At 60.5% G+C, this 13,740-nt stretch carries 15 protein-coding genes and 1 tRNA gene; 6 read left to right on the forward strand and 10 right to left on the reverse strand.

Annotated elements, in window-relative coordinates; translation table 11 throughout:
• Positions 1-148: 148 nt before the first annotated feature.
• Positions 149-550 carry a DUF4399 domain-containing protein gene (locus JMY24_RS24005; protein WP_128585508.1) on the reverse strand — a complete coding sequence of 134 codons (402 nt, stop codon included), beginning with the start codon at positions 548-550 and terminating at the stop codon, positions 149-151.
• A gap of 220 nt (positions 551-770) precedes the next feature.
• On the opposite strand from JMY24_RS24005, the gene JMY24_RS24010 reads away from it, so the two are divergent.
• From JMY24_RS24010 to JMY24_RS24020, 3 genes are all read left to right on the forward strand, one after another.
• Positions 771-962 carry a rubredoxin gene (locus JMY24_RS24010; RefSeq protein WP_128585509.1) on the forward strand — a complete coding sequence of 64 codons (192 nt, stop codon included), beginning with the start codon at positions 771-773 and terminating at the stop codon, positions 960-962.
• A 366-nt stretch (positions 963-1,328) separates the two neighbouring features.
• Positions 1,329-1,403: transfer RNA gene (locus tag JMY24_RS24015), tRNA-Arg, on the forward strand.
• Positions 1,404-1,575: 172 nt separating this feature from the next.
• Positions 1,576-2,778, forward strand: coding sequence for a tyrosine-type recombinase/integrase (locus tag JMY24_RS24020; RefSeq protein ID WP_128594649.1), 1,203 nt, complete (start codon positions 1,576-1,578; stop codon positions 2,776-2,778).
• 21 nt (positions 2,779-2,799) lie between these two features.
• Here JMY24_RS24020 and JMY24_RS24025 read toward each other — a convergent pair whose 3' ends face one another.
• The gene (locus JMY24_RS24025; RefSeq protein WP_128594648.1) at positions 2,800-3,024 is read right to left on the reverse strand and encodes a hypothetical protein; all 225 of its coding nucleotides are present in this window, start codon (positions 3,022-3,024) and stop codon (positions 2,800-2,802) included.
• An 82-nt stretch (positions 3,025-3,106) separates the two neighbouring features.
• Between JMY24_RS24025 and JMY24_RS24030 the strand changes: the two genes are divergently transcribed.
• Together JMY24_RS24030 and JMY24_RS24035 are read left to right on the forward strand one after the other, a co-directional pair.
• Complete coding sequence (locus JMY24_RS24030; RefSeq protein ID WP_164853426.1) at positions 3,107-3,322, forward strand: hypothetical protein; 216 nt, start codon at positions 3,107-3,109, stop codon at positions 3,320-3,322.
• Between the two features lie 13 nt (positions 3,323-3,335).
• Positions 3,336-4,484 (forward strand): acyltransferase family protein, encoded by a 1,149-nt coding sequence (locus tag JMY24_RS24035; RefSeq protein WP_164853425.1) that lies wholly within the window; start codon positions 3,336-3,338, stop codon positions 4,482-4,484.
• Here JMY24_RS24035 and JMY24_RS24040 read toward each other — a convergent pair whose 3' ends face one another.
• The 5 genes from JMY24_RS24040 to JMY24_RS24060 all read right to left on the reverse strand — a co-directional run bounded on the left by JMY24_RS24040 (position 4,485) and on the right by JMY24_RS24060 (position 8,926).
• Positions 4,485-5,435: a hypothetical protein gene (locus JMY24_RS24040; protein ID WP_201703039.1), complete on the reverse strand. Its 951-nt coding sequence runs from the start codon at positions 5,433-5,435 to the stop codon at positions 4,485-4,487.
• Between the two features lie 76 nt (positions 5,436-5,511).
• Positions 5,512-6,078 (reverse strand): hypothetical protein, encoded by a 567-nt coding sequence (locus JMY24_RS24045; protein ID WP_128594645.1) that lies wholly within the window; start codon positions 6,076-6,078, stop codon positions 5,512-5,514.
• Entirely contained in the window at positions 6,075-6,557 is a 483-nt protein-coding gene (locus JMY24_RS24050; RefSeq protein ID WP_128594643.1) for a glycoside hydrolase family 108 protein, read from the reverse strand. Before JMY24_RS24050 ends, JMY24_RS24045 begins: the two co-directional genes overlap by 4 nt.
• The gene (locus JMY24_RS24055) at positions 6,554-6,733 is read right to left on the reverse strand and encodes a hypothetical protein (protein ID WP_128594641.1); all 180 of its coding nucleotides are present in this window, start codon (positions 6,731-6,733) and stop codon (positions 6,554-6,556) included. Before JMY24_RS24055 ends, JMY24_RS24050 begins: the two co-directional genes overlap by 4 nt.
• A gap of 24 nt (positions 6,734-6,757) precedes the next feature.
• On the reverse strand, positions 6,758-8,926 hold the full coding sequence (locus tag JMY24_RS24060; RefSeq protein WP_128594639.1) for a pectate lyase family protein: 2,169 nt from the start codon (positions 8,924-8,926) through the stop codon (positions 6,758-6,760).
• A gap of 45 nt (positions 8,927-8,971) precedes the next feature.
• Between JMY24_RS24060 and JMY24_RS24065 the strand changes: the two genes are divergently transcribed.
• Positions 8,972-9,187, forward strand: a complete 216-nt coding sequence (locus tag JMY24_RS24065; RefSeq protein WP_201703041.1) for a hypothetical protein — start codon at positions 8,972-8,974, stop codon at positions 9,185-9,187.
• Here JMY24_RS24065 and JMY24_RS24070 read toward each other — a convergent pair.
• The 3 genes from JMY24_RS24070 to JMY24_RS24080 all read right to left on the reverse strand — a co-directional run bounded on the left by JMY24_RS24070 (position 9,156) and on the right by JMY24_RS24080 (position 13,737).
• A complete protein-coding gene (locus tag JMY24_RS24070; RefSeq protein WP_201703043.1) occupies positions 9,156-10,577 on the reverse strand; it encodes a hypothetical protein in 1,422 nt (473 codons plus the stop codon). The genes JMY24_RS24065 and JMY24_RS24070 overlap by 32 nt on opposite strands.
• 869 nt (positions 10,578-11,446) lie before the next feature.
• Positions 11,447-12,967 (reverse strand): hypothetical protein, encoded by a 1,521-nt coding sequence (locus JMY24_RS24075; RefSeq protein WP_128594634.1) that lies wholly within the window; start codon positions 12,965-12,967, stop codon positions 11,447-11,449.
• A gap of 2 nt (positions 12,968-12,969) precedes the next feature.
• Complete coding sequence (locus JMY24_RS24080) at positions 12,970-13,737, reverse strand: DNA transfer protein p32 (RefSeq protein WP_128594632.1); 768 nt, start codon at positions 13,735-13,737, stop codon at positions 12,970-12,972.
• Positions 13,738-13,740: the final 3 nt, after the last annotated feature.

Below are 13,740 nucleotides of genomic sequence, written 5' to 3' on the forward strand. Positions count from 1 at the left end.
AGCGATGAGTCGGAACTGCTCATTGTACCGGGCGCGCGGGCTAGTGCCTGTAAGCCTGAAGACATAGGACGAATGACCGGGTCGCGAATGACCGGGTCACGGATGACCGGGTCACGCATGCCCGTCACTGCCCCCAGGGGCGCGCCCGTCACTTCACATGCACCGTGATCGTCTTGCTGAGTTCGGGGCCATACGAACGGTGCGCACCGTCGCCGAATTGCAGCGTCAGCGTGTGATCGCCCGGCGGCAGTGTCAGATCGGTTTCCGTCTGGCCCTTGCCGAAGTGCAGCGATTTGTCGTTGGCGGGAATCACCTCGCCTTTCGGAAGCGGCTTGCCGTCCACCAGCAGATGGTGATGGCCGGTGCCGTCGGTCAGCGTGCCGGCCGGCGCGATCTTCATGCCGTCGACGCGGAACACTACATGGACCGGATTGCTGACACTCGCGCCGTCCCTCGGCTGCACGAACGACACGCTGGCGGCCTGCGCTGCACCCGACGCCGCCAGCAACGCGGCCAGTGCCGCGCCGCTCAACCATCTGCTTCTGAACATGGTTTCTCTCCTGGTTGGAAACATAAACCGCGCGTGGAAACGCCGCGCCGCTGCGAGTCCGAGGATACACGCTGTGCGTGACACGCTCTCGCGCTGGCCGCGCGGCGACGTCGGTAACTCCGGGGCATCCGGCAAATTCCGGTAATATTGCGGATCGCCGCCGTTCCCAAAAAAGGGGCAGACTGGGCGGATCATTGCATTGAAGAGAGATGAGTGCGTCGTGAGCGAAGTAATGGAAGTGACTGAATTCAAAAGCTGGGTGTGTCTGATTTGCGGCTGGATCTACAACGAGGAAGAAGGCCTGCCCGAAGAAGGCATCGCCGCGGGCACCCGCTTCGCCGCGATCCCGGACGACTGGCGCTGCCCGCTGTGCGACGTCAGCAAAGCGGAATTCGCGGTGGTCGAGTTTTGAGGCTGAGCGGCTTCGCGATGTCGAGCTGGCCTGAGCCGGCCGGACGTTGAGATAGGGCGTCGGTGGTTTGCGCGGCCCAGCAGGTGATGCCTGCTGGGCCGCTTTTTTTCCGGGGCGGGCTCTCATGAGACGGGCCGGGCCAGATCCTCTTCGTCGCCTGTGCGGTCGTCAGGCTAAACGTGGACGATGGCGACACATCGGCGCGGCTCGGGCCTTGTCCGCGGGCGTCAAACGCGGCGTTCGTTTCCAACGTTTTTGCTATACTCTTGCCCTCGCTCGCGTAGCTGGATATGTGAGCAGCTGCCTCCAAATGCGGGCGCAGCGAGCAAAAGATCAGGGGCCCGGTCCGCCCCGTAAAGCTATCCGCTCCCTGTAGTTCAATGGATAGAACAAGTGCCTCCTAAGCGCTAGATGCAGGTTCGATTCCTGCCAGGGGGACCAAGCACCTTCCCAGCATTTCCCAAGTTCTACCAAAAAGCCCCGACACGCCTTGCGCTGCGGGGCTTTTTGCTGCCATCATTGCCCACAAGCCCCCAAGACAAACCACATTTCTTGGGGGTATCGACGGGGTATCTGAAATATCCCCTAAAACTTGATACCCCCACTCCGGACCATGCCTAAACAGATCGTACCGCTGACCGAGCTGCAAGTTCGACGAGCCAAGGGTTCTGACCGTCCGTACAAGCTCGCCGATGGCAAAGGGCTCTACCTCCAGGTTATGCCGAACGGTGCGCGCTATTGGCGGATGAAGTACCGATTCGACGGCAAGGAGAAGGTCGCCTCGTTCGGCGTTTATCCCGAAGTGACTCTGGCAGAGGCTCGTGACGCCTGTCTGGCGGCACGCAAGCAGTTAAGCGCTGGCGTCGATCCGTCCGCCCACAAACACGAGGTCAAGCGCGCGCGTGCTCTCGTGGCGGCATCAACTTTCGAAATCGTTGCGCGCGAGTGGTTTGCGTCGCAGAAGGAAGGCTGGACGGATGTCTACGCAGGCAAGTTGATCAAGTCTCTGGAGGTGGACGCCTTTCCTAGAATTGGGGCCAAGCCCATCGCAGACATCGAGGCGCCCCACATGCTGGAAATCATCCGCGCGATCGAGGCACGCGGCGTACGTGAGACCGCCAAGCGGGTCCTGCAACGATCCCGCGCAGTCTTCCAGTACGGAATCATGACTGGACGCTGCACGCGCAACCCGGCCGCCGACATCGACGTCGAAACGGTTCTGAAGAAAGGCCCTGGCGTGCGGCACATGGCGCGTGTCAAACCGGTCGAGATTCCGCAACTCATGCGGGACATTTGCGCCTATCAGGGCGATCTGGTGACTCGGCTGGCTCTGCGCTTTATGGCTCTCACATTCGTGCGCACGACCGAAATGATCAATGCCGAGTGGACGGAGATCGACGAAAAAGCGGCTGAGTGGCGAATCCCTGCCGAGCGGATGAAGATGCGCGACCCGCACATCGTGCCGCTTTCCAAGCAGGCGCTCGAAGTCCTCGGCGAACTCAAAAAGCTGAATGGCGCAGAGAAACACGTTTTCTTCAGCATTCAGGGACGCACTCGCGGCCCGATCTCGAACAACACCATGCTGTTCGCCCTGTACCGCATGGGATACAAGTCACGCATGACCGGCCACGGCTTCCGCGGACTGGCCGCCACGGTTCTGCGCGAGCTCGGCTATAGCCGCGATGTCGTCGATCGACAACTGGCGCATGCCGAGCGCAATCAGGTGACGGCGGCCTACGTGCATGCGGAGTATCTACCGGAGCGTAGGAAAATGATGCAGCATTGGGCCGATTATTTGGACGCCACCACTGTCTAAGACCTGCCTAAGACCTATCGATCAGAGCGCGCTTCCCGGCTCCCTCGCCTCGTCGTCCGTGAACTCGCGACTGTGAAACCGGTAGTTCAGTGCGGTCGGCTCCTTAACGCCCGTTCGCTGGCAAAATCGCCAGGTCGCCACGACCGCGTAGTACTCGGCGTCGTGCCGCTTCAGGCCATCATCAATCTCCATGATCGCGGCGCGCTCGCGCAGGCACTCAGTGACGTTTTCGGCGTCGTCTTCCATGCGCAAAATTATAGAAGGTCGCCAATTTTCGCGGGCCGCCGTCTGTAATACAATCCGCCCTGAAAATAATTAGAGAAAGACCATGGAACAACTCACTACACACAAAATCGGGATTCTTGACAGGCTGTTCCGCCGTATGCCGCTGGACCCGGCAACCGTCCAACAGGGATCTGCCGCCGCGCTCGCCGACGCGAAGAGCAACCGGGTTACCGATAATCCCCATGCAAAGGGCACAGTCGAGTACAAGTCGTGGAAAATCGGATACGACAAGGCCGATGATTCAACGTATGTCTGGTGAAGGCGGGGAATCAATGAAACGGAACGATATTGCGGGGCTTACTGGCCTGCGCGGCGTCGCCGCAATGCTGATCGTCGTCCACCATTTGGGGCTCTTGGTTATGCCGCTGCGGGACACCGTACTCGGCCCCGCGCTGGAGAAATGTGGCCTGCTCGGCATGTCGGTGTTCTTCGTCCTGAGCGGTTTTGTAATCCAGTACAACTATGGCAACAAGGTGGCATCCGGAAGCCGGGACATCGTCGACTTCATAGTTGCGCGATTCGCCCGGCTCTATCCGCTCTATTTCGTTTTCGTGGTCGGAAATTTCGCGTACACGCATCATGTGTTGCCGTCATACACGCAGTTTCTTCCCTATAACCTGCTGGGCATCCAGTCGTGGCTCTATCGCGTTCAGGACGGCGTGAATGTGACGCTCTCGCAGGAGTACGGCAACAACGCATGGTCGATTAGCACCGAGCTGATGCTCTACCTGCTGTTCATCCCGCTCGCCCTGCTCGTGCGGTTCCGGTCGGCCTCGCTGGTGCGCGGCCTTGCACTTCTCCTGATCGGCGTGCTGGGACGCGTGCTGCTGGTGCACTTCGCGGGAAGTATCGGCGCTAACATGGCAAACGTGTTCGGCCAGACGTCAATCATGCCAGCCGACCAATGGCTGATCTATTTCTCACCATACGGCAGGTTCTTCGAGTTCCTCGCTGGAGTTGGGCTCGCCGAAATGTGGATGGCTGGACCTCTAGCAGCCACCGTGCGCCGCATCATGACTGTACTCGGTTGCGCAGGCGTCGCATACATTGCCGCGTCGTTTCTCGATCTGACTGCGTTCACCGCGCCGCACTGGTTTGAGGGCGATCACCTGCATATCGGTTATGCGATCGCAGTACCGCTCGCGACGCTCGCAATCTGCTTGAACGGCAAGGTGCTATGTGGAAATATGGCGATCTGGATTGGGGAGATCAGCTATTCGCTCTATCTGATACACGGCGTGATGATCCCGTTCTTTTCGGGTCCCGATGTTGCGGCCGGATACGCTCTCAAGGGCATCATGTTCATCTCGATCCTGATCATCCTTGCAACTATCACTCATGCATATGTCGAGATGCCGGCCAAGCGTTTCATCATTGCAAAGTGGCGGCAACGACAAGTCATCGCTGCCGAAGTCGCCTGATCAGTTGTATTCGTAGACGACGACGTACCCGGTGATGCCTGCGCTGCCAGCCGCAGCGCTAGCAGAGGCAGCGATGGCCGCGCCGTTCCCCCCCGAGCCCGCCGCAGTAGCTGCGAAGCCTCCTACCGCTGGAATAGCTGACGTCGATGCAACCACAGCTTGACCGAACCCTGCACGTCCCACGACGGAAAGAATGGTCGATGCCCCAGCAATGGTACAGCCGGAAGTCGCTGCCGCACCTGATTGCAAGAACGGCGGCGTTTGGGCGGCAGAGCCATTCCCACCGATGCCGCCGGGGCATGAAACGATCGAGCCAAACGATGCTGCCGATGCTGTTGCGCCAGCATTCGCACCGGCCGTACCGGCTGCGCCGCCGGCCGGCATCGTGATCGTAGCGCCGCTGAAACCTGAGGTGATCAGAACCTTGGCATATGCGCCGGCACCGCCCGACTGCGCGAGCGCGGCCTGACCCGCACCCGTCGCCGAGACGCCCCCGCCTCCACCGCCCGAAGCCTGAACCTCGACAATGACTTTGCTGGTTCCCGCCGTCGGCGTGTAGGTCCCGCCAGACGAGAAGACCTGAACATTGAGCAGTCGGCCCGTCTGGGTCGGAATAGCCTGGAACGAAGGAAAGCTGCTGCCACCATTCGAGGTCAGCACCCATCCTGCCGTGCCCGGACCTATCGCGGCGACGTTGCCCGTTGCATTGCCAGCCAGGACGTTGTACTGCGCAAGCGTGGCGAGACCCGTTCCCCCGTTCGCTACCGGAGTGATTCCAGTAAGCGCAGTAGCCGCCACATTAGCCCATCCCGGAGCCGTGGATGCACCGGTCGAGACGATGACTTGTCCTGAAGACGATCCAGCCGGATTGAGAAGCTGAACCGGCGTGAGCGTCGCGCCGAACGCGAGCGAAGTGAATGCGGCGAACGCCGCACAAAGGAATCGTTTCATGGTCAGTCCTTGATGATGGCGTCGTCGCCGATGGTTAATTTCAAAGCGTTATCGCAGTGGCCGAGGTTGATCACGTTCATTCCGTGGTCCCCGTTGGTGTGGACTGCGCAAGCAGTTCGGTTTTGCGATCGCTGGATTGGCTGCTGCCGAAGTAGTAGGAGACGACCGCCGACCACGATGCGCCGAGCGCACCGAGCATCAGCATGAGAGCGTCATGCGCTTCCTTCTGGATTGGATAGAACATCATCAGACCGAGGCAGCCGAAGAATCCAAGCGTGACGAAGATCGCCAGAAACGGCGCTGTCACGCTCTTCGTGCTGATCTGCATCGCGCGCGCGCTCGCCCGGTCCTGCACGGCGAGGCTGGCTAGCGTCTCGGTGTTCTTGAACCCGGCCTGCGCCATCGCGAGCGCGTAATCCTGATCGGCCTTGCGCATCGCGGCCAACTGCTCCGGCGTCGCGCCGCTGATCGCCGCAGCAATCGCGGTTTGCCGGTCATCGGTCGATGCATCGGGCTTGGCGGTGATGCCGAACACACTCTCGAGCGCGATCACGGCGCCGCCGGCGAGCGGTCCGCCCAAGGCTGTTGCGATAGTCGGGGCGAGCGTCTTGACGACGTTCAATGCGGAATCCCATGCGCTCATGACGCACCTCGAATCAGGTTATTGGCGATGCGGTTGCTCCAGCCATGTCCGAAGGTGGGCCACGTGGAGAGATTGCCGAGGTACTGGAGCCGGTATGCCGAGAAGCGCATGACGATCTTCAGCGGATCAGCGGCGCGCACGGCGGCGATAGTGATAGCCCCGATTACACCGTCAGCGGTGACGCCTGCGGCCTGCTGGAGCCACTGCGCCGGCCGGCCGCCGTTATAGGCTGCGTCGAACACCTGGAAGCCAATGCGCGGGTCGAACTGGTCGCACTGGTATGGGTCCCAATAATTCTTCTTCGCGATCTGCTTCGCGGTATCGAGCTGCAGATCCTTCATCGCGCCGGTATAGCCCCACGCGCGCGCGACGCGCTCTGTCACGCCCCACATGGTTTCACCGCCCGGATCGGCAGGATTGAACGAGTAGCCGCCTTCGTTCCCGATCAATGCCGCGAAGGCGTCGTCGAAGGCGCTCATTTTCCTCTCCGGTATCTCTGAATCGAGATATAGGTCTGCACGATGCTGTAGACGGTCGCAGTGAATGCCGCGACGCCAGAGATCGTGAGATTGTCAGCAGCATGCGTGATATAGACCCCGAGCCATGCCGGCGATGCTTTGGCCGCGGCAATGGCGGCTTCCTTGTAGTGTTCCATTGTGAAACCCCGTTTTCGTGGTCTTCAGGCGCCGATGTTGTTGACGTTGTAGGAAGTGCCGCCGGCTGCATTCGAGAAGCGCGGCGAGCCGATCGTCGCCGGGTCAGCGTTGTTTCCGCTGCTCGAAATGCTCGTGCAGGAACTGTCGATCGCGATCGCGTTGGTGGCGTAGCCGCGGAACGTGTTGTCGTCGAAAGACGAATACGCCTCATTGACTGCGGCTATATGCTGGATTGCCGAACCGGCAGAGCCGCTATAGAAATTGTTGTCGGACACGCGATTCGCGCGACCGCCAGTAGAGAAGACGCCGTATTTGAACTCGCGGAAGGTGTTGCCCAGGACGCTGCAACCGCTGCAGTTCACCATCTTCACCTGATAGAGATTCGCAGCGCCCGCGGCCCCGTAGAGCTGCGCGTTCTGGATTACCACGCCCTGCGAGTTTTGCAGGAGGATCAGGTCAACTTCGCTGAGGGTCGACAGGGAGTTGAACCAGCCGCCGATGATCGTGAGCATCGAATCGGGTGATCCAGAGCCGCCAGCACCATTAACCGAAACGCCGGCAACAGAAATGCTGTCGGCGCGGCAATTGATGAGCTGCACATCCTCATTACCGGTATTGACAGATGCCGACATGTCGAATGCATAGCCAACAGAACAACGCTGCGTTTCGCATGCTTCGAAAAGCAGGTCGGACACATACGCACCAAATGCCTTGAATCCCGTGCTGCCCGTGCCGGTCGCCGTCGATCCATCGACATAGCAATCGCGCAGGACTGTCGAGGCGTTGCCACCCGAGCCGGTACCACCACCGTCGAGATTGAAGCCGACCCATCCATTGGTGGCGCCGCTGAAAGACACGGTGACCTTCTCCGCCATCGTGTTGGTCGCGCGCAGAAGGCCAACGCCCTGAAGGAAGTTGTCAATCTGGATGTTTTCGAGGTGCAGACCGGCCGTGTATTCGCTGAAGATGCCAATGCCGCCGGTCGCGGTCGCCGATTTCGTGATCGTCAGATCGCGGATCGCAATGCCCTGCAATAGCACTGTGCTGCTGCCGAGGATCTGGAACATGCCCTGATTGGCGTCGCTGCATTTCAGGATCGTGGAATGCCGGCCCTTGCCTTGCAGGACTGTGTTCTGCCCAGCGCTGCTCCCATCAGTTGCGGTTCCGATATTGACGAACGTCGAGAGGAAATATGGGCGCGCCTCAAACTGGACGACGCCGCCTGTGTTCTTGATGAAGGCGATTGCGCTTTGAATCGCCGCCGCATCGTCCGTCACGCCATCTGCCGCAGCGCCGAACCACTCCGGATATACGGTCATACCGTTGGTGCAGCGCGAAGCCATGTTCAGGAACAGCTTCACAGGACCGGCGAGAGGTGCAGACTGAATCTGCACGACTTCGGTCCCTGCCTTCCCGATCAGATATCCGCCGTTGATCGGGAACAGTTGCGTGTTCGGGTTGAACGTCACCGCGGCGGAGACGAGCGTTGGGCCAGGGATGATCAGCGTCGCGCCAGTCGATCCAATCGACGTGATCGCCATTTGCAGGGCCGCAGTGTCGTCGGTCACGCCGTCGCACTTGCAGCCCTTGTCGCGCAGATCGATGAAGTCGTTCAGGCGGTTATAGAGCCTCGTTCCGGACGCCACCGAGGCATCCGTTACCGTACCCGAGCCGGGCGTGCCGATAGCGATGGTCGTGCCGAACTTGATGTTGACTTCCTGAACGCCTACCGGGATCGGGCTATTGAACGTTACAACGGTTCCGTTCACCGAGAACTGGTCGGACGCCTGGAACGAAGCGTCGAAATGCGCCCACATGTTCGAGGTGGAACCGGGCGCAGCGGGAAGCGTGAGTTGTGTCGTCGTGCCGGGCGTGAAGTCGGTCCCACTGACGAACTTCGCATCGGTGAGGTTGCCTGTGAGGCCGGCATTCGAGTCCTCGGTAACCTGATCCCAGATCGTTACACCTGACGCATCCTTGACGATCTGGCGATAGACACCCGAGCCCCAGATAAGCGCCTGACCGCGGCTATCGAGCGCGACCGGATTCGTGTTCGCAATGGTCCCGGCCGCATCCTGATAGGTGGGCTTCGGGTTCAGCGTGCCAGGGAAATAAAAGCCAACGGTGCCGCTGGCCAGTGGAAGCCCGTTCTGGTCGATGAACTGCACCTTTGCGTTCGGGAGGATCTGCATGTGGGCCTCAAAAACAAAAAAGGCCACCTCTTTGGGTGACCTATAATGAAAAAGCCCTCACAGGGAGGGCTTGGGGATCAAATGAAAACGGTTAAATGGCTATTTCAGGTGACAGCGCTTGTCGTCGTGGTCTGCACTCAGGCATGGATTCCTTTGATGATCTATGCGGCGGTTACAGACGACAAAGAGAGCCAGTGGGTTTGGAACTGGCTCGCCGATGTTGTCTGGCCTATCGACCGCGTTTTGAGTTCGATCGCATAGCATCGATAAGCTGGTTCGCCTCGCCCTCTAGCCGTTTAGATGCGAGCCCAGCAGCAAGCTTATTACCGGCCCATGCGCCAGCTCCGGCGCCAGCACTAGCAGCCGCCCCGCCGCTGATCGCGCCACCCAGGCCGCCACCTAGCGAAGCGCCAATCTTGCCTGCATGTTTTTCGACAAGACTCCCCTTGTTCAAGCGCTGAGTCTGAAGGCCGGCGCCCTCATATGAGTGGACGCCCGGCATGATCTGACCGCCATAGTTGAGCGTATGGAACTTCTCGACTTCATCGGGCGGGAAGGTCTGCAAAATCTTCTGCCCGACAACAGAGTTCAACGTCTTGTTGACGCTGTTCTGGTTCCAAACGCCGACCTTGCCTGCGCCCTGCTCGTACACTTCTCGAGCTAGTGCACCAGACATTTCGTTCTTAGCCGCCTGCGCTGCCTGCTGGAGCCCTTGCGGGATATCTGGCACGCCATCCGGTGCGCCAGCGATGCGGCCGCGCGAGAGATCGTCGAACGTGTTGTAGATATGGCGCCATTGATCCAGCGGCATATTGTTCAAACGGCTCGGGATCTGCTCAACAGCAGCGCCTGACTTCACGCCGTTAGCGTCTGCATCACCGAAAACCTGCTTGAATCCGCGCGCCCCCATGATCGTCTGCTGAGCCTGGTGGATTGCATCGCCCAACTTGTACGCATCCGACCCAGCCGCCGATGCAATGTCTTGATCGATAGCGCGGTTGATCGAGCCGATCGTGCGAGCGTTAGCCTCATTCCAGTCAGCGTTGTTTGACTTGCGTACTGCGTCCCATGCCGCCACGCTTCCGGGCGACGTCACTTCGCCTGTGATGGGATCGCGAAAGCCAGTGTTGCGAGCCAGGTCCATCAACCGCGTAATACCAGATACGACGCGAGCATTTCCGCCGCGCTCCGCTTCAGCCATGAATTGCGGGTCGCTCAACAGCGCATCAACGTGGCTCGTCTGAATCGGATTTTCGCCGGACTCAGCCCGCGCCCGATCGTAAATCTGCTGCTTGGCTTGCTGGAAATATTCGTTAAGCCCACCTTCGCCGTGCACCGCGTCGTTAATCACCTGGCCGCGCTGCTCGTTGTTGGTCAGGTTCGGGCTTGCGCCTGTTGCGTCGACGCGGGCCTGCGCATAGTTAGAAAGCGCCTGTTGCTCGCGTGCAATCTGGTTTCGTAGAGCGATTTGTTCGGGAGTGTTGTCCGAACTGCGCGACAACGTGTGTTCGCTTCGAAGCGTGTCTTCGTTGCCCGTAATAACGCCTGTACGAACCGCATCGTTTTCGGGCCCGAGTATTTCGTTCGCGATCTGCGCACGCACCGCCTGTTCCACGCCAGGAACATCGCCAGCGCTCTTCGCTACCTTCACTTGCGGGAATGCCGAACTTCCGCCGCGCGCCGCTTCCTCTCCCGTTAGCTGACCGGCGTACGGATTCTGGTTCGCCTGGGCCGCGCCAACGCCACGAAGAGTCGAACCTTGAGGCGATGCTGCAGCCGCGGGAGGGACGGCACCCGGTGCCGGGTTCGGAGAGGCAACCGGAGGTGTAGCGCCTGAAGGCTGCAACGTCGGCTCGACCCGCTCTCCAGCCGCTACCGGCTTTGCAATAGCCTGCCTTAGCGCATTCGGTGCAGCCGTCAGACCATCCACGACTGCGGAGCCGGCCTTCCCTGCGACCACATTCCCGACGACAGCCGGGACCTGTGCATTTATCGTCGCCATCAATGCGTTTGGTGCACCCTTCACGAATGTATCGTTGTAGGCGTTTCCGGCCGCGGCTATGGCCGGCCCGACAGCCGAATTCATCACGGCGTTTTTCGCGCTCGTCGCCAGATCACCGAGGCCTGCCAAAGCCTGCTGACCGCCCTGCGTCTGCGGGTGATAGGTCAGCGCATCCGCTACCTTGTTGCCGGTTGCCTTGGCGTCGTCATAGCTGCTGCCAAGTGCCGCAGAGCCAAGACGCGCGATGCCGCCCGCCACGCTGCCGAGCGCACCTGTTGCCATTGTGGCCAGGGGCTCAACGGCACCTCCGAGAATATCAAGCGGCATGGTCTCATGTGGCTGCGCTGCATCCGGCTTCGGAGCCGGCGCCTTGGCGGCCGTCGTCGGCGTCGCGTCGAACTGATCCGCCAACGATGTCGGAACAGCCGGCGATGAGGCAGGCTTTGCCACAGCGGGTGCGGCCGGAGCCGCGCCCTTCGTTGGCGTCGCGCCTATCGAGTCGAAATCGTCGGCAAGACTCATTGGATTGCCCCCATCCCTTCAAGTATGCGGATCTTGCTGGCGAACGCCTTCTGATCAGCCGGGCTCATGTTCGCCTTGAAGTTCGCGCGTTGCTGCGCGTTCATGTTGGCGAATTGCCAGATACGCGGGTCTGCCGCCTGATTAAATTGCGTTTGCGCCTGCTGATAGCCCGCGACGTTGTTGTTGAGCTTGTACGGCTGCAACACCTTCTGCTCTGACAGCGCCATCTGCTGCGCGCCGATGACCTGATCCGCTGCGTCCTTGATTGCGTCAGCCGTCATGGTGCCGTGCGGGTTCGCAGCAGTAGCCAGAGCGCCGGCCGCATCCGTTCCGCCAGCGCTCTGACGCGACGTGAGCGACAGGCGCGCCATATTCTTCTGCAGGAGGTCGGTCGCCGTGTTGAGATCGGACTGCGCCCCCTGCCCGAAGATGGACAAAAGGCCGTTCACCGCGGCGAGCTTGTCACCTTGCTTGCCCGTGAGCGCCTTGTCCGCATACGCCTTGATGTTCTGCGCGAGGCCGATATTCGTCTGCGCGTTGCTCGCGTCATTCGAAAGCGCGGTCCAGTGCGTATTGACGGTCTGCACATTTCCGTCATTCGAACCCTGCACACCCATTGCCGGTGCCGTCGCCACGAAGTGACCACGACCGGCTTGCGTCGGCGCGGCGCCGCCAGGTTGCGGGCCGCCAGGCATTGGAGCCGTAGCGCCAGCGCCGGCCGGGTTCGGTCCATTCGGCAGGGGCGGCACGTTCCACAATTCGCCGCGCGGCACAATGCCCGGCTGATTGTTCGGGCCGTTGACCGAAACCGGAGACGAAGCCGTTACCGGATCGAGCGTCTTGTTGATGGTCGATCCGACGATGCTCGGGTTCGTCAGCGGATTCGTGTCGACGTATGTCAGGGAGCCGCCCGTGTCGACTTGAGTCGGGTTCGGCGTCATGGCCTTCAGGTTTTCCAATGTTCCCGAAACCGATGCGAGGCCGCGCTGAAGCCATGCCTGACGTCCCGCCGGATCTTGCGGTATACCCTGAAGATGGCTCATCACCATCGCCGGATCGGCGTGGAACTGGTTGATCAGATCAACGCCGTTCTGCATGACCTTAGCCGAGAACTTCGGGTCGTTCGGGTCAAGTGTGGAAAGGCGCTGATAGATCATAGTGTTCATCTTCGCCGCGTTGTCGATTTGATCGCTACTCAGCTTCACTTGCCCCGTCTGATAGGTCTGATTCGCCTGTTTCAGATTCTGGATTCCCTGCATCACCTGTGGCAGGTTATAGGCCGCGCGCGGGTCCTGGCTAAGGATGCCGACAAGCTTGTTGTTATCGACCGCGCCCGTCGTCGGGTCCGTCGCCTGCTGATACGCTTCTGACGTCGCGCGGTTGGAGTCGAGTTGTTGCTGGAGCGCCTGACCGTTACTGTTCATGTAGCGAAATTGCGCAACCGACAGAGCCTGTTGCAGCGGGTTAACCGGCGCCGGCCGATTGGCGTTCAATGCAATGCTTGGATCGATTGGCATCGTTACACTCCGAATGACATGCCATTGCCGGCAGAAGTGGATGGTGTCCACCCAGGAACGCCGGCACCGCTAGATCCTGCGCCGGCGGCGTTGTTCGTCATGAGCCCATACGTCAATGCGCTGCTGCCGAGTCCGTTCAAACCGGCCGTGAGCGCATTTGCGCTCCCAATGGTCCCCGCCGCAGAAGCATTCGCGCCGCTCGTCAGCGTGTTCCCGATATTGCCGACCGCCTGCGCGCCGAGAGAACCATTCGTGGCCGCGGCGTTCTGGCCGCTGCCGACAATGTTCGAAAGGCGATTCACGTTATTGGCCGCGCTGCTGTAGTTCGTGTTGAACGTCTGAAGCGCGCGATTGAACACATCGTTATAGGTCGAATCAGCAAGCCCTGTTGTGTAGTTGGCGGCACCCTTCAGTGCTGCACCTGACACGCCAAGCCCGCGCGCGGCTGCGCTGTTCTGAACCGACTTCAGCCCCTGATTCAGCGTGAACTGATAACCCGGCGTAGAAGCGGCATCCGCCGCGCTCGGAGCGCTGAACTGCTGCGTGAGCATCGGGTTCGCGAGCGCATTCTTCAGCGGATCAATGTAGCTCGCCCCCAGATCCATATAGGGCTTGAGATTGGCCTGGGTGTTGTTGTACTGATCGTTCTGAAGGTGCGCCGCGTCTTCGGCCGCTTGCGCCTGTGTGTTCGCGGCGCTCTTGGACGCATCGCCACTGATCACGGCGCCTGCAATCGAGCCCACCGCTGCTGCTGCAAATCCCCATGGCATAGC

The sequence above is a fragment of the Paraburkholderia kirstenboschensis genome (assembly GCF_904848585.1).
Taxonomy (GTDB): domain Bacteria; phylum Pseudomonadota; class Gammaproteobacteria; order Burkholderiales; family Burkholderiaceae; genus Paraburkholderia; species Paraburkholderia kirstenboschensis.